An 18,857-nucleotide genomic window follows, 5' to 3' on the forward strand; every position below is an offset into this window, starting at 1 on the left:
CGCGCCGCTGCAGCTCCGATCCTTGGTTTGAAAATCTCGAATGCCGAAAGGGAACGCGCGTGAACAACCGTGTCCTATCGCTTGTCCTGAGCAGGCTGCTCATCGCCGTGATCACGCTGGTGATCGTCTCGTTCGCCGTCTTCTTTGCGACGACGCTGCTGCCGGGAGACACGGCAACGATCCTGCTCGGCCAGGCCGCCACGCCCGAGGCCATTGAAGGTCTGCGCAAGGCCATGCATCTCGACGAGCCGTCGATCTTCCGTTTCCTGCGCTGGATTGTCGGCTTGCTGCAGGGTGACCTCGGGACTTCCTATGCCAATGAGATGCCGGTCGCGGATCTAATCGGCGGGCGCTTCGTCAACACGCTGCAGCTCGCGGGCGTCACCGCGCTCTTCTCCGTGCCGATCGCGCTGACGCTCGGCATCACCGCGGCAATGCTACGTGGCTCGCTGTACGACCGCGCCGTCACCGTGCTGACGATCGGCGTCATCTCCGTGCCGGAATTCATGATAGCGACCTCAGCGGTATTGATCTTCGCCGTCTATCTGAAATGGCTTCCGGCCCTCTCCTTCGCCAATGAAGTCACATCGCTGACAGACCTCCTGCGTATCTATGCAATGCCGGTGATCACCCTTACCTTCGTCATCTCGGCGCAAATGATCCGCATGACCCGGGCAGCGGTGATCGAGACGCTCAACACGCCCTATGTGGAGATGGCCTTGCTCAAGGGCGCCTCGCGGCCGCGCATCGTGTTTCGGCACGCGCTGCCGAACGCGCTGGGACCGATCGTGAACGCGGTCGCGCTTTCGCTCTCATACCTGCTTGGCGGTGTCATCATCGTCGAGACGATCTTCAATTATCCAGGTATTGCCAAGCTGATGGTGGACGCCGTCGCCACCCGCGATCTGCCGTTGATACAGAGCTGCGCGATGATTTTCTGTCTCGGCTACCTGCTCCTGATCACGACAGCCGACATTATCGCCATCCTTTCCAATCCGAGGCTCCGATGACAATGACCCATTCTGAGACCAAGTCTGCCCGGATATCCGGAACCCGGCTCGGCTATCGCTTCAATATCGTCGGGATGGTCGGCCTTTCGATCATCCTTTGCTGGGCGCTCGTCGCGATCTTCGCGCCGCTGATCATCCCCTACCCGGTGGGGGAGATCGTCGACCTCGATTACTTCGGACCGATGAGCCGCGACTTCTGGCTCGGCTCCGATTACCTCGGCCGCGACATGCTTTCGCGGATTCTGATGGGTGCCCGCTATACGGTCGGCATCTCGCTTGCGGCAGTCACCATCGCCTGTTTCAGCGGCGTGGTCCTCGGTATGATCGCGGCGGTCGCCGGCGGCTGGCTCGACACGGTGCTGAGCCGCTTCCTCGACGCGCTCAATTCGATCCCAAGCAAGCTGTTCGGCCTCGTGGTCGTCGCTGCCGTCGGCTCCTCCATTCCCGTGCTGATCCTGACGCTGTCGGTGATCTACATCCCCGGCGCATACCGTTTCGCCCGCGCGCTTGCCGTCAATATCAACGCAATGGATTTCATCACCGTCGCCCGCATCCGCGGCGAAAGCACCCTCTATCTCATCCGCTCGGAAATCCTGCCGAACATCGTCGGGCCGGTGCTCGCCGACCTCGGCATCCGCTTCGTCTTCATCGTTCTCCTGCTCTCCGGCCTCTCCTTCCTCGGCCTTGGCGTCCAGCCGCCCTACGCCGACTGGGGGGCTCTCGTGCGCGAGAACATCGGCGGCCTGCCCTTTGGCGCACCGGCGGTGATGGCTCCCTCCTTTGCGATCGCCAGCCTCACCATCAGCGTCAACCTGCTGATCGACAACCTGCCCAAGAAGATCCGCGATCGGAGCGAATGATGGTCAATCTCGTAGGAATCCGCGACCTGAAGGTCGAAGCCACCACCGATTCCGGTCGCCGCGTCGAGATCATTAACGGCGTCAGCTTCGACATCGCCGAGGGCGAGATCGTGGCGCTGATCGGCGAAAGCGGCTCCGGCAAGACCACGATCGCGCTCACGCTGATGGGCCATGCCCGCCCCGGCTGTCGTATATCCGGCGGCAGCGTCTCCGTCGCCGGAAAGGATATGGTGACGCTGAGTGAAAAGCAGCGCGCGAGGGTGCGCGGCACCGAAGTCACCTATGTTCCGCAATCCGCCGCCGCCGCATTTAACCCGGCCGCCACCATCATGGACCAGGTGATCGAGATCACCCGCATCCACCAGCTAATGTCGTCCGACGAGGCGCGCGCCAAGGCGGTCGATCTCTTCCGCGCGCTGTCGTTGCCCGAACCGGAGACGATCGGCAGCCGCTATCCGCATCAGGTCTCCGGCGGGCAGTTGCAGCGCCTCTCCGCCGCCATGGCGCTGATCGGCGACCCGAAGCTCGTGATCTTCGACGAGCCTACGACAGCGCTCGACGTGACGACTCAGATCGAGGTGCTGCGCGCCTTTAAGTCGGTCATGAAGGCCGGCGGCATTGCCGGCGTCTACGTCTCGCACGACCTCGCGGTCGTCGCCCAGATCGCCGATCGCATTGTCGTCCTGAGGGGCGGCGAAATGCAGGAGACCGGTACGACGCAAGAGATCCTCAACGGCGCCAAGCACCCCTATACGCGCGAGTTGCTTGCCGCCTTCGAGCCAAAACCACGCGGCGCCGCGGATACGGCCGATACCGTCCCGGCACCACTTCTGACGATCGAAGACCTCGTCGCCGGCTACGGCCCGCGTCAGGCGGACGGCCTGCCGCTCGTGCGCGCCGTCGAGCATGTCACCCTCAAGGTCGAGAAGGGCCGTAACCTCGGCATCATCGGCGAATCCGGTTGTGGCAAGTCCACGCTCGCCCGTGCCATTGCCGGCATCCTGCCGGCCGCCGTAGGCAAGGTCGTCTTCGACGGCAAGGAGCTCGGTCCGAGCGCCCGCGAACGCTCGCGCGAACAGCTGCGCGAGATGCAGATCGTCTTCCAATATGCCGATACGGCGCTCAACCCCGCGAAATCCGTCGAGGACATCTTGGCCCGGCCGCTTGCTTTCTATCACGGGATGAATGCCAAGGCGCGTAGCGCTCGCATCGACGAGCTGCTCGACATGGTGCGCCTGCCGCGCAACCTGCGTCATCGCAGGCCGACGGAGCTTTCGGGCGGGCAGAAGCAGCGAGTCAACTTCGCCCGCGCGCTCGCCGCCGAGCCGAAGCTGATCCTTTGCGACGAAATCACCTCGGCGCTCGATGCGGTGGTCGCCACCGCCGTCATCGACCTGCTCAAGGAATTGCAGCGCGAGCTCGGTCTTTCCTACATCTTCATCAGCCATGACCTCTCCGTGGTGGAGGCGATCTGCGACGAGATCGTCGTGATGTATGGCGGCAGAAAGGTAGAGGAAATCACGCCGGCCAAGGTCAAGACACCTCAGCACCCCTATTCGCAACTGCTCTTTTCGTCGGTGCCGAAACTCGATCCCGCTTGGCTCGATGGGCTCGAGCAGGATCCGGAGCTGGTCCGGGCCTATTGCCGGCGCTAAGGCGCGGGCACGCTCCGCGAGACGTGCCGACTCATCCCAAGCTGCTGGCCATCCGTCTGAACCGAAAGCGGACCGAAGACGACGCGTGACGACATCGTGCTTTGTCGCCTGGGCTCCGGAGAAGCGGACCAAATCGCGAGCGCCGGCCGCGCAAGCCGGCGCAAACCGATCCGAAGATCCTACAGCCGAAACAGGCTCGTCAACGGCATGTGCGCCTTGACAATCGGCGATTTCAGCACGACGAAGCTGAAATATTTGTCGATGCCGACGTCCATGTCGGTGAGACGCTCCATGATCGTCTGGTATTCGCCGATCCCGGCGGTGACGAATTTCAGCAGATAGTCGTAGCCGCCGGACACCAGATGGCATTCGATCACGTGGTCGACCTTCTCGATCGCCGCAAGGAAGCGGGCGAAGTCGATCTGCCGGTGGTTCTTCAGCGTGATCTCGGTGAAGACCGTCAGTGTCTGCCCCAACTTGCCGACGTTGATCTGTGCCGAGTAACCCTCAATATAACCCTCCGACTGCAGTTTCTTCACCCGCATCAGGCAGGGGCTCGGCGACAGGTTGACCAGCTCGGCGAGTTCCACATTGGTGATGCGGCCATTCTTCTGCAGTTCGTACAGAATCTTGATGTCGATTCGGTCAAGTTTCATCGCACGCGCCTCCCCGCGGTTGTGAGGTCCGAGCCGCAGCAGATTATGCCGCTATGTTCCCGATGATGACCCTAACACATTGCCGTCACGTGTCGATTCCGTTTCGCTTGTTCGCCCTAAGCAGGAAGGACTGTGATCCTCCAGTAAGACAGAATCTTCTGCTGCCGGGTCGCCGGTCTCCGGCAGCGACGAGGCAATAGAATCTGTAGACTGCACTCATAACGGAGACCGACCCATGCCCGCACCGCTGAAACTCGTCGATACATCGCCGGAACTGCCCGATGCCGCCGATGCCGTGGTGATCGGCGGCGGTATCGTCGGCGTGTTTGCGGCCTATTACCTTGCCCGCCGCGGATGGAAGGTCGCCCTTGTCGAGAAGGGACGGATCGGGGCGGAGCAGTCGAGTCGTAACTGGGGTTGGTGCCGCCAACAAAACCGGGACGCCCGCGAATTGCCGATGGCGACGAAGAGCCTCGAGCTTTGGGAGCGTTTCGCCGCCGAGAGCGGCGAGGACACCGGTTTCCGCCGCTGCGGGTTGTTCTATCTGAGCAACAACGAAGAGGAACTGGCCGGCTGGGCGCGCTGGGGCGATTTTGCCCGGACCATCGGCGTCACCACACATATGCTCGACAGCGCCCAGGCGACCGAGCGCGGCCGCGCAACCGGCAAGCCATGGAAGGGCGGCGTCTTTTCGCCGACCGACGGTACGGCCGATCCGGCGAGTGCAGCACCCGCGGTCGCGCGTGCAATCCTCAAACTTGGCGGCACCGTGCACCAGTCCTGCGCCGCCCGCGGCATAGAGACAGAAGGCGGTCGCCTTTCCGGTGTCGTCACCGAGCATGGCACCATCCGCACGACGACGGCGATCCTTGCCGGCGGCGCCTGGGCCTCCTCCTTCTGCCGGCAGCTCGGCATCCAATTTCCGCAGGCCGCTATCCGCTCGTCGATCCTTGCCGTCTCGCCGGGCGCCATCGGCCTTCCGGATGCGCTGCATACGGCCGCTGTTTCGGTGACGCGCCGCGCCGACGGCGGCTATACACTCGCCATCAGCGGCCGCGGCCGCGTCGACCCGACGCCGCAGCAACTCAGGTTCTCGCCGCAATTTCTGCCGATGTTCGTCAAACGCTGGCGCAGCCTCGCGCTAGGCGGGCTTGAGGGCTTCCGCTCCGGCCATGAGACCTTGGCCCGCTGGCGACTGGACGCCCCCACGCCGATGGAGCGGATGCGCATCCTTGATCCTGCGGTCGATAAGGCCACCATTCGCCTCACCCATTCGCGCGCGCTTGACCTGCTGCCTGCTCTGAAGAACACCAGCATCGCCGCCGCATGGGCGGGCTATATCGACAGCACGCCGGACGGCGTCCCGGGCATCGGCGAAATCGCCGCCATACCGGGTTTCATCCTCGCCGCCGGCTTCAGCGGGCACGGTTTCGGTATCGGTCCGGGCGCCGGCCACTTGATCGCAGACATCGTGACCGGTAACGAGCCGGTCGTCGATCCCCACCCCTACCATCCGGACCGCTTCCGAAAATCCGCCTGGGGTAAAGTCGCTGAATTTTAGATGAGGCCCCGCATGGGGACCAATCTGGGCAGGCGCCTCTTCCAACATTTTCGCCTAAGCTCGGAAAGACGCCTGCCGCAACTCTCTGCCTAAGCTCCTGTGTAATACAAAACAATCTGCTTCAGGTCACGGCGAACACGGCCACCAGTCTCCCAGCTCTCCCACTATGGTGATTGCGATAAAGGCCGTGCTGTGCCGAGGCATCCCATGAATCCAAAGACAGAGGTCATGCATGAAAACGCTGCTGCTTAAGAAGGATGAAGTAAGACGGCTAATCGGCATGACGGAAGTCATCGGAGCGGTGGAAGAGGCTTACAGGGCCTTCAGCAGCGATCAGGTGGAACAACCTGATTATATAGGTATGCATCTCCCATCGCCTCGTGGGGAAATCGACTTCAAGCTTGGTTACTACAAAGTCAATGAAGTGATCTCCATGAAAGCATCTTCTGGAGGGTTCATTAATAACCCGACAGCGCACGGCGTGCCGAGTGGCATGGGGACCATTCTCCTGTTTGATGCCAGGAGCTGTGCATTGATTTGCGTCATGGATGGGAGCTTGATCATTGGCCTCAGAACGGGCGCGGCTGGAGCCGTCTCCGTCAAAGCCCTGGCGAGGAAGAACGCCAGGACGATCGCATCGATCGGCACAGGAAATCAGGCAAGAATGCAAATCCGGGCGATCAACGAGATCATGAAGATCGAAGAGATTCACGCATGGGACAGTACCCCGGATACGCTTTCCAGATACAAGACGGATATCGAAAGCGAATTTGACATTCCTGTAATCGTGGCCAATTCCAAAAAAGAAGCCGTTGAGCAGGCCGATATCTTGATTACGACGACCCGCGGGACGGGGTCGCTTGTGGAAGCGGACTGGGTGAAGCCCGGCACACACATCGTTGCCATCGGCACAGATCAACGCGGCAAACAGGAGCTGGATCCGGAGCTATTCAGGAACGCGAAAATCATCGTCGACTCGATCTCGCAATGCACAGAAAAGGGCGAGACCTGGCACCCGCTGAATAGAAACATCATCGCCAAAAACGACATCCATGGCGAAATCGGCGAGGTACTGTTGGGTAGGAAGGCAGGACGAGAAAGTGATGACGAGATCACGATTTTCGATTCCACTGGGATGGCCATACAAGACAATACGACGGCCAGCAAAATCTATCAGAACGCAATAGCCAATAACGTTGGCACGTTCTTTCAGTTTTTTGAGCAATGAAAATGCGCAACCACCCCACCATTCAGGACATCCGTGAAGCTCGGGAACGGCTGAAACCGCACGTCAGGCACACGCCGCTGTTGCGTGCGGACAAAATCGAGAAAGCCGCTGGTTGTCAGCTATACCTCAAACCCGAAACCCTGCAGATTACGGGCGCATTCAAAATTCGCGGCGCCCTGAACAAGGCTCTGTCGCTTTCGAGAGAAGAGATCGCAAACGGCATTATTGCGACGTCGTCGGGCAATCATGCCCAAGGGCTTGCTTATGCCGCCAGGATGCTGGGCGTAAAGGCGATATTGGTCCTTCCGGTCACCACGCCCAAAATCAAGATCGAAAACACCAAAGCCCTCGGGGCAGAAGTCATTCTTTTCGACGGCGACACCGCCGCCAGATGGAAAAGGGTGTATGAAATCGCGGAAGAAAACAAATACGCGGCTGTTCACGCTTTTGAGGACCCCATCGTGATGGCCGGTCAGGGAACGATCGGGTGTGAAATACTGCAGGATCTGGACGATGTAGATACGGTCATCGTTCCCGTGGGCGGCGGAGGCCTAATCTCGGGAATCGCGACCGCCATAAAGGAAACGAAACCATCGGTGCGCGTCATAGGCGCAGAGCCTGCTTTGACACCGAAGTATTTTCACAGCCGGATAAACAAGGAGCGCACATCGCTTCCCTTGAAGAACACCATTGCGGATGGCTTGAGGATAAGCGTTCCGGGGCAAAACCCGTATCCGATTATCGAAAAGTATGTGGACGAGATTGTTCTTGTTGAAGACGAGCACATCATCGCTGGGATGCGTGCTCTTGCCAAGGATGCGAAATTGATCGCTGAACCCGCCGCCTCGATTGGCGTCGGAGCACTGTTGGCGGGCACCATAGACGTCAAGCCCGATGAAAAAGTCTGTGCGGTGTTGTCTGGCGGGAACTGGGGTCTACGCGACCTTGCCGAGATATACAATTTAGCGGGGTAATCAGTTCCAGCTTCGGTCAGTTCACCACCCCGATCGAAATTAAACGTTTGCGATCTTCTTCGCCAGGCACCAGGCCGGAATGCGGCCCGAACACGTCATTCGGCGATCAGGTTGGCGAAGACCGCTTGCCACCCAGAGCGGGAGTCTTGTCGGATCTTGAGCGCCAGTTTCACCACTAGTTGGCTCCGCGCTGGATCCGGCGGTTGCGGCGGGCGGACGATCACGAAAAGCGGTTACCCGAGGGATTCGATTGGTTGATCGAGGGAGCCTTTGCGTACTGCCGACGTACTCGCGCAAGACGTCGCCGCTAAAAACGCGAAATCCTGCTGCTCCTTTGCCGTCTAGGCTGAATGGCGGTTCGTCCTTGTGGCTGCCGCTAAAGCAGGCCGAGGGCATTCGCCGTTTAAGTCCGCCGTTTGTTCACGGTCGACTTACAAGCCGCGCAGCGCCGTAGTCGCGCGGCGCCATGACATTCAAGCCGAAACTTCGGTCAGTTCCGTCAACGTGATGGTGCGCGGAGCGAGACCAGATCAGCGTCGCTCCGGAAGTAGCGCGACGCCGCCTCCGTCCGGTTGCGCACGTTCATTTTCTTGTAGAGGTTGCGGACATGCACCTTAACGGTGTTTTCGGAAAGCCCGAGACGATCAGCGATGATCTTGTTCTGTGTGCCCATGCAGATGAGATCGAGAATCTGGATCTCGCGAGTCGTCAGGAGGCCTTGGCCAAGGTCGGTCCTGCGTTCCAGATCGACGGCTTCCGAAGACGCCTGTTTTTGCTCGACAAGGCCGCTGCCTGAGAGCGCTCTCGGCGCCAGGCGGCGAAACAACGCGGCGGGAAAATGCTCGCCGCCCTTCATCAAGAGATCGATGGCGGTAAGGCATACGTCGAGACTGAGATTCAGGGGCAGCACGCCGTGAACCAACCCTTCGTTGACAAATCCCGCGATCGACGAGTCGAGCTCGTCCGCATCCTGCGCCATCAGGCCGATCGCGGCTTTCGGATGGAACTCGTGGACCATCCTCATGATCGATGAAAGTGCTGCCACCGGCAGACTGTAGAGCATGATCAGGCTTACGTTGGTAAGTTTGCCGTCCAGGAGACGCTCGGCGCTGGAAAGGCTTACGACGTCCCGATCTTGAAAACGCACGCTGATCGCCTGCGTCAGACATTCGGCGAACAGGTCGGTCTTCGCGAGCACTACAATCTTGCTTTTCTTCGGCAATACCTTGTTGCTATCTTCAAAATTGCTCACGGTCGAGCTCGTGCGGTACATTTATCCCTCCTTGGCACACCCTGTATTTTGCGGATCCTGTGTCGCTACCTGGATGTGTCGTAAATATTCCTGCATTTACGATAGTGTTCTAGTGAGGGCTCAAATATTAATGGTATTGAAATTAAGTACTTTCGGCCAACGCCGTCACTCAATACTTAGAACTAATTATGATTTATCAATACAACCAGCGAGCGCCATTGTCATTATCACCCAGTTCCGATAGTTATCCCGCCGTTCATTTCTACTCAAAATGGACTAACTCAGATCGGTAGACGGCCGATTCGGGACGTCCACTGTTTATCCCTCGCCTTGAGAGGAATCGGACCGAGGCTTCCGCACTATGCAATTATGGCTGGAAACAAATTCTCGAAGATCTTTGCCCCGACGACGAGATGGGCAAGCCGCCCGGTGTCGAAGGAGCCGTCCAGCCCGTCGCGGCAAGGTCCCTGGAACCGCCTTTGGTGGAGGTGACCGCCTCGCCGACGGCGACGTCCAACTCACGGGAAATGTCACGCGCTCTTGATTCACGTGATTGTTCCTCCTTTCCCTCCGTTGCCGTGTGGGCAGCGGTGCAACCAGGCGATCGCTACTCACGCCGCTTCGGCCCTGGGGGCGCTGCTATCTCATCTCCCTCCTCCACGTTCGCACGAGCGACCGCCGCTTCGAAGGGTAACGCGACCCGAGATGGGCGAGCGCGGCGTTCACGCCGGCGGCAACACCGCCGAAGTCATCAGAGGTGAACGCAAAGCCGTTCGGAAAACCAGGTTGCGCCCGCCGAGCGGCATCGGGCCTCCTTGATCCGAGATTCGCCCCCTCTATCTCCCGATCCATGGACAGGATCGATCAGCCGTCCATGCCGCTGTCGATTGTTCGCTCGACGAGGCTGGCGCTCCAACGAATAGAACGGGGCCGGGATGCCTGGGCGTTACGCTGGCAAGCGCTGCTGGCCGTCATTGACCTCAGCATCCTCGCTTTCTTCATCCTTGGCCCCTATCTGAGGGAAGGCCCATCCTACCTCATCATCGACTACACCATCGCCGCATGGATCGGCTGCGAGCTTATCGCTAGGGCTTTGGCCGCTCCTTCGATAGGGCGCTTTTTCCGACGGCCGATGACCTGGGTCGATCTAGTCATTCTCGGCACACTTCTCTTCCCTCATCTGCTGTTCAACTTCGCATTTCTCAGGGTGATGCGGATCTGGGCAATCGGCAAAAGTCCACTGCTTCGGGAAGGCCTGCGCCGCGCCGGGTGGTCGCATCTACAGGACATCGTTCGAGCCTGCTTGAACTTTCTCGTGTTCCTCTTTGTTGTCACGGGGTTCGTCTACACGACGTTCTTTTACCATCGAGAAGGTGGCGAGGGCTTCGTGGATGCCCTTTATTTCACGGTGGCCACTGTCACGACGACGGGCTTCGGAGATATCACTCTGCCGGGCGTGCTTGGTAAGCTCACCTCCGTAGTTACGATGATCGTGGGGATTTCGCTTTTCGTCCGCCTCGCCCAGGCAGTGGTTCGCCCCCACAAGGTGACTTTCCCGTGCCCGCAATGCGGTTTGCAGCGGCACGATGCAGACGCCGTCCACTGCAAGGCGTGCGGCCACCTGCTCAATATTCCCGATGAAGGTGATTGACATGCCAGCGGTGGGTGGCCCAATCGCCGCAGACTTCGCCAAAGGTAGCAGCGGCAGCAGGGCATTGGCGACGATTCTCTCATGAATCAAACGGGCCAGTTGACGCAGCACGCTAGCCTGCCGGGCTGGAGTTCCCAGCGATACGATCTTTCGAGCACGTAGCGGGGACATCTCTCTGTGCCGTTATCGCTTGCGATGGCGTTTCTCTTTGAAAGAACCTTTATTAGACGGCCATGAAATATACGGCAGAGTCGTGTACAATGTTTGCGGGGAATTCATGTTGGGGACTAAGACATGGAGCGCAGATTATCTGCAATCCTGGCCGCCGACGTGGTCGGGTACTCCGCATTGATGGAGCAAGACGAGGCGGCGACCTTTGAACGCCTTCGGGCGCGACGCACTGAGCTGTTTGAACCAGAGATTGCGAGGCATCATGGGCGGGTATTCAAGCTCATGGGCGATGGCCTTCTCGCGGAGTTTGCGAGCGTTGTCGACGCTGTCGAATGCGCCGTGTCTCTCCAGCGCGGAATGGCAGAGCGAAATGCTGCAGTCCCGGAGGAGGAAAGGTTTGACGTCCGGATCGGCATCAATATCGGAGAAGTAATCGTCGACGGCGACGACCGGTACGGAGAAGGCGTGAACGTCGCGGCCAGGCTGGAGCAACTCGCGCGTCCAGGCGGCATCTGTGTTTCAGGAAAGGTGGCAAAGGAGGTCGAGAAAAAGCTCGCCTTTGGCTTCGACTCCGCCGGGCGGCAGAAGGTCAAGAACATCGAAGAGCCTGTCGACGTCTACCACGTGCGCGTCGACGCCCCGCCACGCCGACGCATTCTGCACAAGCGCGGGAGCGGCCGACTGTGGTGGGCACTTGGCGTGCCGGCAGCCGCCGTGGCGGCCGTAGTCGCCGTATGGGTGGCGCTCTATAATCCGCTATCAATGTCCTCTCCTGGGGAAGTCAGTACGATCCCGTCTGTCGCCGTGCTTCCCTTCAAGGATCTGAGTGCCGACAAGAGTCTGGGATACATGGGAGAAGGACTGGCGAACGACGTCATCGCCATCCTTTCGCGGTTTTCCGATATTGCGGTCGTTTCGCGAACCTCTTCCTTCGCTTACCAAGGCAAGGAAGGCGACATCCGCCAAATCGGCAAGGAGCTGGGCGTTGGCTATGTCGTCGAGGGTAGCGTGCGCAGAGAAGCCCACAGGATCCGCATTATCGCACAACTAATCAACGCCAACACGGGCGAGCATGTCTGGGCAGACCGCTTCGACAAGGCCGGAACCGACCCCTGGGCGCTTCAGGATGAGTTAACCGGGAAGATCGTGGGGGCGATGACGGGTGAGTTCGGGGCCATTCGCAAGGCTGATTACAGTCAGGCTTGGGGGAAGGACAGCACCAACCTAGCTGAATACGACTACTACCTGCGTGCGGAAAGCCAGTTGAATCTCTACACGAAGGAAGGCATCGAGCGATCGGGTGAAATCTCTCGACAGGGGCTGCAGGTGTTCCCAGGCTCCCCGCTGCTGACGGTGGAGCTTGGATGGTCTCACTGGTTGAAAGCTGCGCTGCTCTACAGTCCTGACCCGCAGGCCGATCTTCAAGAGGCAGGGCGGCTGGTCAACCAAGTCCTCGCAGACAAGAACCTAAGCCCGCAGGTAACGAGATTGGCAAACTGGCTCAACGCTTGGCTGCTGACGCTCAAGCGGGACCATGATGGCGCTGTTGCCGCAATGAACAGGGCCCTTGCGGCGGCACCCTATAACGCCTTCACCCTCACCGATGCAGGAAGCATCTTCCTACAAGCCGGTCAAACCGAAAAGGCGCTGGAGCTGACCGACACTGCGGCCGCGCGGGATCCAGGCTTGTCTTGGTTCTTTAACTACGTGCGAGGTTTCATCTACATCGTGCTCGGCAAAAACGAAGAAGCCGTCGAGGTGCTGAAGACGACGGAATTTGCCGATGCTCCGTTGCAACTCGCCGTCGCCCACATGCGTCTTGGGCAAGAAGCAGAGGCCAGAGCTGCCGTCGCGAAGATGCTCAAGGCAGCGCCGACGGCGACGATCCAGTCCTGGCGGCAGACCTGGAACTTCCGCGATCCTTCCATTCTCGATCAGGCCGCCGCTGACCTTGCGCGTGCCGGCCTTCCGAGTGGCTCTCCGCAATAGCCTCGATCCAGCTCGGCTGATTGCCTCGGCCTGGAACAGATCCAAACAGCGGACCACTCCACGGACTATGCTCGAACTCTACCAGTCGGGATAGGCAATCCGAACAAAGTTCAGCGCAGATACAAGACGCCTCCATTGTGGCAGCCCGATGCGCTGGTGGGAGGCCAAAATCCGATGTGCGACATTTGCCCCTGACGCCGTCACGCCGCCGATTGCTCCGCTACCACCTGTTAGCCTCGCGTTGGCGCTCATCAACGGCCCGGCGCATAGCCTCCTCGCGACCACATTCGTACTTCTCCATGTAGTAGCGGATGATAGACTGCCGGCGGGCTTCATCCATGATGGCGAAGACGTTCCTGAATTGCCGTTCGACTGTTGATTTACCCCAGGTAGGATAGCCCCACGACCGCCTTCATTGCCGAGCCGCCGACGAAGCGGACAGGCTGACCACGTTCGAGGTCAAAGGGCTGCTCAATCGGTCGATCGTCACGATACGCGACATGCGCGAGCAGACCGGCATACCCGGCAGCAACCGACGAAGGATGTCGTGATCGAACTGCAGGTTGCCGCCGCGCGCGCTGATAGCCTGCCTGCGTCCGAAGTAGAGACGCACTCTTGGATGCGGCCGACATCACAAGAACGTTGAAGATTGTGTTGGATGGGAAGGAGTAGCGGTGGAGCCCATTCCCGCCGCTTGAATACCAAACACGGAACCGCCAAGCTCCCAACACCGTTCTCTCTCCCGAAGGAGATGCTCAATGGGAACGAAAGACACCAATGCAAAGCCTGAGCAGGCGAAGCCGAAAGACGTCCATCAACCTGCGGATCGCAAGAAGCATCCGGACGAGGAGTCGATTGCACCCCCGACGGTCCAGCCTCCCGGTGCTAAGGACACGAGCGAAAAGCCGAGAGTTAATCCGGTTACCGGTGGGGCGGTGTAGTTCGGGCGGGCGCACAGGGCCTCCGCACAAGGTATCGCAGTGTTCGTCGCCGTAATCTCCTGCGTAATAGCGCTCAATATTCTCGGCCGTGGAGCGTACATGAATTCCGCTATGTTGCGGTCTCCCGACCGACCGCGTCTTGCTCGTTAGCTTCCTCTTCCAGCCGCTCGACTGCCGCCGCTATGTGCTCTGGCTCTTCGTGCTCCAGGCCGACCACTTCGTTCCGGGTCTCGCGCAGTGACACGATGATTTCGTCCAGCTTGGCGTGGATCGCCGCCGTGTCGCGATAGCCTTGGATCAAAACGACACTCGTGATCACTATTGCTGCGACTGACAGCGCGTAGGTGATGACGCTTGTAAGGCCGAAAGGCACCAAAGCGGTGCTGACGACCATTGCCGCAATTACAAAATAGAAGCCCGGGGGGCGAGAAAGAAAATCAGCAATTCGAAAAAGAAGGTGATTCACTGTCAGTTCTCCGCAAAATCGGTGCTGTCATTAACGCGCCAAAAGCGATCTAGTTCGGATTAGGTATTGGTCTGGCGAATACTCAAGCCATGCGGTTCGTGGGCGTTGACCGTTAGGGGCCCTCGGCGACGAACAACGTATCGCAAGGACAAAGACCGCGGCGAAGAGCGCACCTGCTCAGCGTCGCCGTGCAAGCTAAGGGAGATGAACGATGGCACCCCCACGTCCATACTGGAAAGGTTATCTCAAGCTCTCACTGGTTCGGTCCGCGCGCGTTTTCGACAAGACCACTTATTCGCCATGGACGCCTACGGGCCGAGTTCCACACTTCCACCCAAATCGAAAACCGCTCGGAGGCTGAAAGCGTGGGCGGTCTCTTCATCGGCCTCGCGTGCGAGCGTATAGGCGACGGCAAGTTTCCACGCCGTCCCACCGGATCGTTCACTATCGTCAGGCTCGTAGATGACCTCAAAATCTGCCAGGTGCTCTCGAGTGTCCGGCCCTCCGTCGACAAGGTTGAATTGTCGCGTGTATGTCGCGACGTAGGTTAACGGCTCGACCTCAATGGCCGCGGAGCCTGTCAGGACCAGGCCATCGTCCGGGCCGCCGTCGAAGTGCCGAAGGTAGGCCGCTTCACCGAGCAGCCTGAACGTCATCTCGTCAAACTCCAGGCCCGCGGTTGCGGCGGCCAGGTAGGCAACTTCGTCGCCCTGGTTTAACCCCTCTTCGTCGTCCTCACCGGCGGGCGCACCAGCCCGCTGATGACGAAGGCCCAACCTGTAACCGAAATCACCGTCCATGTAGCAATCGATCGGCTCTGCCCCACTGCAGCCGTTAAGCACAAGCGAAAGCGACGAAAGACCCTCGGTGTTGCCCGCGCCGCCATCCGATAGCCTTGTCCGGCCCCGGCTAGTGAACAGGGAATCGCTGAAAATACTGCGGTCCGTCGTGAACGCCGTCGCGGCGAGGGCGTGCTCCATTCCAAGGCCGCCGAAGCCGAGCACGACCTCGGCGCCGATGCGCTCGTCCGCATCGAAATCCGAGACCAGGTCCGTCGCGTTGATCCCTGGCGCAACTTCGCTGGCAAGGCTGAAGATCGTATCGAATTTTCCGACCCGTATGGCGACCGGATGCGCTTGGACAGTGGCGTAGAATTCGGCCAGATAGGTACCGACGCCCTCGAAAATTGAATCCTCTCCAGGCCTGGGATCGGCGACAGACTCGGTGATGACTGAAGTGACGAGGCGCAGATGGTCCATCGGCGCGAGAAGTATGTCGATTGTAAGGGTGGGCTCAACCGTGTCGGATTTCAGGAAGGCGGGGTCGGCGGCAAACACCCAGTCGTTCTGAAGTTCCGCAGAAGCTTCATACGCTGCGCAGGGCGCTGTACAGGCTTCGACAAGTGCCGGCGCGGCATCGTCGGCCAGCGCCGCAGTGGAGAGCGCCAGCGCCGCCATGCCGATGCAGGCGAGCAGACGCGGATCGATGCGCGTCAGCACCTCGCACCTACTGCCGCTTGGGCCCTACGCCTCCTGTATCGGCGTGATCGCGAAGCATGAACGGGTGAAACGTAAGAGCGGCCAGGCCGCGGATGGCGAGCATGGAGGAGGTTGAGCCGAGTGCGGACGGACATCCGTCGGTGTCCAGCCAAGCAGATAGAACTCCGCATCCATTGGTCCCTTTTGACGCCTCCGGCAGATCATAGCGCATGATGTAACCATCACCAACGCCGGCAACTGGGGTCTCGGAGTCGGCCTAATACCAGATCAACGGCGCGCACCACATCTCACATTCGTATGATCGACCGTCCAGGTCTTTGAAAGGCCGACTCATTTTTCGCGTGACGCCTGTCGGATTTCCGGGAGGCGACGGCGAACGCATTCTCTGCCGGCGCCAAGCGGGCGGTTGGAGCGCGCTTCGGGACGCGATCACTTCGGAGGACAAGCCATGGCCATCCTGCCCGACTTTAGTGCGGCGACCTTCATTCCCGGAGCGCCGATCAACAATCCTTACCTCCCGCTGATCCCCGGTCACGTGCTGAGCTACAAGGGCGATGAGATCGATCCCGATACGGGCGAGATCACCACGGAGAGAAACGACGTCTTCACCACCTCGGCAACATTCGAAGTACGCGGAGTCTCCACGACAGTGATCCGCGATACCGTGTATGAGGAGGACGTGATTCTCGAGGACACCTTCGACTGGTATGCACAGGACAGCGCCGGCAATGTCTGGTATTTCGGCGAGATCGTCGTTAACTACGAATACGACGACGGTAATTTCATCGGCGTCAATCACGAGGGGCAATGGTCGGCCGACGATCCCGGCAATCAGCCCGGTTGGGCAATGAAGGCGACCCCAGAGTTCGGCCCTGCCTACTACCAAGAATTTGCGCCAGGCATCGCCGAGGATGAAAGCATTGTCGCCGAGACCGGCCTCAGTTTCAAAACGCCCATCGGCGGCTTTGATGACGTCATCAAGACGATCGACAGTTCTGCCCTCTCCACCGGTGTCGAGTTCAAATACTACGCACCCGGCATCGGCGAGATCGCCGAAGTCGCCCTAGCGCCGGATGGCACAATCACCTCGGAGGTCGACATTTACCGACGGGGCGTGGTTGGGCAGGCGGATCCCGACGATAGCGACGATGTCACGCCCGCTTTGGCGACGCTTGAGGAATCAAAGACGATTGAGAATCTTGGCGAAATACGTGATCTCGCTACGCCGGACTTTGCCGGGACCGGAACGACGAAGCAGGTCACGGTAGTCGGTGGCAAGACGGAGAGCGCCGATGCGCTAGGCGCATATTTAATTGATGAGGCGACTGGCGCCCTCGGAGAGGCACGCATACTCGTCGCGGATCTCTCCGATGCGCCGTCCGGTACCTCGGTCGCTATCGACGTACCGGACGGTCAAAGCCTATGCCTGTTCCTAGTGCGCGGAGTCGACGAGATCGGCGTCGATGTGGAGCAATATGCCGACGGCGGACTGCATCTGAAAAATCTGCTGACCGGGGCGCCAGCGAACCTCGCCGACCCCTTCGCTCCAACCGTCATGGACGATGCCGGCAACATACTCCCGATCCAGCCGCTGAGTGCGCTTGGCGCTGATGACGGTGGCAATCTGTTGAACCCCGCCGGCAGCATGCAGGCGATAGGGCTATCCTCGAAGGTGCCGGGCACGGGCGGGATCGAGATCGTTGGTTTCGAGGACCGGCTGAATACCAGTCCGGATTATGATGGCGACTTCAACGATGCAATCGTCGCCGTCAGCGATGCGCCGATCGCCGCCGAAACGCTCGATCAGCTCATTCGCGAAGCAGGCGGTGCAAAACCGGAAGAAACGGACAGTGCTCTGCCGAGCGAAGACGGTGTAGACGGCCTCCAGCACGACGACCCTACCGACAACCCGACTGGCGACAGCGAAAAAGAGGAGGCCAGTAGCGAGCTCGACAACTGGATGGCTGGCGATACCTTGGAGTTCGCGGACGGGCCGCTTCATGCTGAAGGGAGTTCCGACGTCGGTAGCCGAGAAGAGTTTTTCCTCGCGGACGACAATCCGGCAGACTTATCTCAGTTCGCACAGATCTACGATGATCATGTCGACGTGCCCGGTTGGCTCTTCGACGGTGACGCTATATTGAAGGGCCATGCTCCACTCGGCACTGATGGGTTCTTCCTGGCCTGAGCCGCTGCTCGGCGCCGTCTGTTGCGAAGCCCGGCGGACGGGCGCAAAATGGCCGCTGATTTCCGTATGCAGGGATGCAAGCGGGGAAACGAACCATGGACTGGACCAGGGGGCGTGGACGACAAATCCTGATCGCAGGTGCGGTGGGAACCTTCGCATTGTTGCTCGGCCTTGAGGTCGTGAAAGAGGACGAGGAGTGGACCGTCGCGGAATTGCTGACGGAGGCCGTGAGCATCGCGCTTCTCGTTGGCTGTTCGGCCTGTGTGGCGCTACTTTCCTTGCGCCTTCGCGAGCAGGAGGCTGACAATTTGGATCTCCGCAACAAGGTCGCGCGTATAAGAGAAAGCAACGCCCAGTGGCGCGCCGACCTGGCCGACCATTTCCAGGAGCTCGGCGCAGCCATCCAGCGCCAGTTCGCGGCTTGGGGCTGCACGCAAGCGGAGCAGGAGGTCGGTTTGCTGCTGCTCAAAGGCTTCAGCCACAAGGAGATCGCGCGAATTCGAGGGGCGAGCGAAGCGACGATCCGCCAGCAGGCGGCCTCGGTTTACCACAAGGCCGAACTCTCCGGCCGCGCCGCGCTCTCTGCTTTTTTCCTTGAGGAACTGCTTCTGCCGCCACCTGCACCGCACTCACCGGCGGGCGGCGATCAGTTCGCTCGTCCAGAGAGCTCAGGCGTGACCGGCCGCATCACGCCCCGTTGATCTAGGGCACCATGCCACCCACACTGCGGGCGTGGACGCGCACAGTTCGTGGAAA

15 protein-coding genes are annotated in these 18,857 nt (G+C 60.0%); 11 read left to right on the forward strand and 4 right to left on the reverse strand.

All coding sequences use genetic code 11. The annotated features are described in order from the left end of the window. The first annotated feature begins 59 nt into the window (after positions 1-59). Genes QN219_RS16995 through QN219_RS17005 form a run of 3 tightly spaced genes read left to right on the forward strand, consistent with a single transcriptional unit; the run spans position 60 to position 3,525 of the window. Complete coding sequence (locus QN219_RS16995) at positions 60-1,010, forward strand: ABC transporter permease (RefSeq protein WP_284000924.1); 951 nt, start codon at positions 60-62, stop codon at positions 1,008-1,010. Continuing rightward, complete coding sequence (locus QN219_RS17000; protein ID WP_284000925.1) at positions 1,007-1,870, forward strand: ABC transporter permease; 864 nt, start codon at positions 1,007-1,009, stop codon at positions 1,868-1,870. The genes QN219_RS16995 and QN219_RS17000 overlap by 4 nt, the downstream gene beginning before the upstream one ends. Next, complete coding sequence (locus tag QN219_RS17005) at positions 1,870-3,525, forward strand: ABC transporter ATP-binding protein (RefSeq protein WP_284000927.1); 1,656 nt, start codon at positions 1,870-1,872, stop codon at positions 3,523-3,525. The genes QN219_RS17000 and QN219_RS17005 overlap by 1 nt, the downstream gene beginning before the upstream one ends. A gap of 179 nt (positions 3,526-3,704) precedes the next feature. On the opposite strand, the gene QN219_RS17010 is transcribed toward QN219_RS17005, so the two are convergent. Continuing rightward, positions 3,705-4,181 (reverse strand): Lrp/AsnC family transcriptional regulator, encoded by a 477-nt coding sequence (locus tag QN219_RS17010; RefSeq protein WP_283975803.1) that lies wholly within the window; start codon positions 4,179-4,181, stop codon positions 3,705-3,707. 235 nt (positions 4,182-4,416) lie between these two features. On the opposite strand from QN219_RS17010, the gene QN219_RS17015 reads away from it, so the two are divergent. The 3 genes from QN219_RS17015 to QN219_RS17025 all read left to right on the forward strand — a co-directional run bounded on the left by QN219_RS17015 (position 4,417) and on the right by QN219_RS17025 (position 7,944). Beyond that, positions 4,417-5,742, forward strand: a complete 1,326-nt coding sequence (locus QN219_RS17015; protein ID WP_284000928.1) for an FAD-binding oxidoreductase — start codon at positions 4,417-4,419, stop codon at positions 5,740-5,742. 232 nt (positions 5,743-5,974) lie between these two features. Next, entirely contained in the window at positions 5,975-6,970 is a 996-nt protein-coding gene (locus QN219_RS17020; protein WP_284000929.1) for an ornithine cyclodeaminase family protein, read from the forward strand. Further along, positions 6,967-7,944 carry a threonine/serine dehydratase gene (locus tag QN219_RS17025; protein WP_284000930.1) on the forward strand — a complete coding sequence of 326 codons (978 nt, stop codon included), beginning with the start codon at positions 6,967-6,969 and terminating at the stop codon, positions 7,942-7,944. Before QN219_RS17020 ends, QN219_RS17025 begins: the two co-directional genes overlap by 4 nt. 499 nt (positions 7,945-8,443) lie before the next feature. On the opposite strand, the gene QN219_RS17030 is transcribed toward QN219_RS17025, so the two are convergent. Continuing rightward, entirely contained in the window at positions 8,444-9,217 is a 774-nt protein-coding gene (locus tag QN219_RS17030; RefSeq protein ID WP_284000931.1) for a response regulator transcription factor, read from the reverse strand. An 829-nt stretch (positions 9,218-10,046) separates the two neighbouring features. On the opposite strand from QN219_RS17030, the gene QN219_RS17035 reads away from it, so the two are divergent. The 3 genes from QN219_RS17035 (at position 10,047) to QN219_RS17050 (ending at position 13,948) form a co-directional block, all read left to right on the forward strand. Further along, on the forward strand, positions 10,047-10,847 hold the full coding sequence (locus tag QN219_RS17035; protein WP_284000932.1) for an ion channel: 801 nt from the start codon (positions 10,047-10,049) through the stop codon (positions 10,845-10,847). Positions 10,848-11,141: 294 nt separating this feature from the next. After that, positions 11,142-13,007 carry an adenylate/guanylate cyclase domain-containing protein gene (locus QN219_RS17040; RefSeq protein WP_284000933.1) on the forward strand — a complete coding sequence of 622 codons (1,866 nt, stop codon included), beginning with the start codon at positions 11,142-11,144 and terminating at the stop codon, positions 13,005-13,007. A 758-nt stretch (positions 13,008-13,765) separates the two neighbouring features. Beyond that, the gene (locus QN219_RS17050) at positions 13,766-13,948 is read left to right on the forward strand and encodes a hypothetical protein (protein ID WP_284000934.1); all 183 of its coding nucleotides are present in this window, start codon (positions 13,766-13,768) and stop codon (positions 13,946-13,948) included. A gap of 109 nt (positions 13,949-14,057) precedes the next feature. Here the strand turns inward: QN219_RS17050 and QN219_RS17055 are convergent, their stop codons facing one another. After that, a complete protein-coding gene (locus tag QN219_RS17055) occupies positions 14,058-14,414 on the reverse strand; it encodes a low affinity iron permease family protein (protein ID WP_284000935.1) in 357 nt (118 codons plus the stop codon). Between the two features lie 308 nt (positions 14,415-14,722). After that, the gene (locus tag QN219_RS17060) at positions 14,723-15,871 is read right to left on the reverse strand and encodes a hypothetical protein (RefSeq protein ID WP_284000936.1); all 1,149 of its coding nucleotides are present in this window, start codon (positions 15,869-15,871) and stop codon (positions 14,723-14,725) included. A gap of 490 nt (positions 15,872-16,361) precedes the next feature. Here QN219_RS17060 and QN219_RS17065 point away from each other — a divergent pair, with 490 nt between their 5' ends. Beyond that, entirely contained in the window at positions 16,362-18,101 is a 1,740-nt protein-coding gene (locus tag QN219_RS17065) for a hypothetical protein (RefSeq protein WP_284000937.1), read from the forward strand. 158 nt (positions 18,102-18,259) lie between these two features. Further along, on the forward strand, positions 18,260-18,802 hold the full coding sequence (locus QN219_RS17070; protein ID WP_284000938.1) for a helix-turn-helix transcriptional regulator: 543 nt from the start codon (positions 18,260-18,262) through the stop codon (positions 18,800-18,802). Positions 18,803-18,857 lie beyond the last annotated feature (55 nt).

Source organism: Sinorhizobium sp. 8-89 (assembly GCF_030124325.1).
Taxonomy (GTDB): Bacteria; Pseudomonadota; Alphaproteobacteria; order Rhizobiales; family Rhizobiaceae; genus Sinorhizobium.

Excerpts from the sequence above, each read along its gene's own strand:
- QN219_RS17000 (WP_284000925.1), top strand. The coding sequence starts at position 1,007 with ATGACAATGACCCATTCTGAGACCAAGTCTGCCCGGATATCCGGAACC.
- QN219_RS17005 (WP_284000927.1), top strand. The coding sequence starts at position 1,870 with ATGGTCAATCTCGTAGGAATCCGCGACCTGAAGGTCGAAGCCACCACC.
- QN219_RS17010 (WP_283975803.1), bottom strand. The coding sequence starts at position 4,181 with ATGAAACTTGACCGAATCGACATCAAGATTCTGTACGAACTGCAGAAG.
- QN219_RS17015 (WP_284000928.1), top strand. The coding sequence starts at position 4,417 with ATGCCCGCACCGCTGAAACTCGTCGATACATCGCCGGAACTGCCCGAT.
- QN219_RS17020 (WP_284000929.1), top strand. The coding sequence starts at position 5,975 with ATGAAAACGCTGCTGCTTAAGAAGGATGAAGTAAGACGGCTAATCGGC.
- QN219_RS17025 (WP_284000930.1), top strand. The coding sequence starts at position 6,967 with ATGAAAATGCGCAACCACCCCACCATTCAGGACATCCGTGAAGCTCGG.
- QN219_RS17030 (WP_284000931.1), bottom strand. The coding sequence starts at position 9,217 with ATGTACCGCACGAGCTCGACCGTGAGCAATTTTGAAGATAGCAACAAG.
- QN219_RS17035 (WP_284000932.1), top strand. The coding sequence starts at position 10,047 with ATGGACAGGATCGATCAGCCGTCCATGCCGCTGTCGATTGTTCGCTCG.
- QN219_RS17040 (WP_284000933.1), top strand. The coding sequence starts at position 11,142 with ATGGAGCGCAGATTATCTGCAATCCTGGCCGCCGACGTGGTCGGGTAC.
- QN219_RS17050 (WP_284000934.1), top strand. The coding sequence starts at position 13,766 with ATGGGAACGAAAGACACCAATGCAAAGCCTGAGCAGGCGAAGCCGAAA.
- QN219_RS17060 (WP_284000936.1), bottom strand. The coding sequence starts at position 15,871 with ATGGCGGCGCTGGCGCTCTCCACTGCGGCGCTGGCCGACGATGCCGCG.
- QN219_RS17065 (WP_284000937.1), top strand. The coding sequence starts at position 16,362 with ATGGCCATCCTGCCCGACTTTAGTGCGGCGACCTTCATTCCCGGAGCG.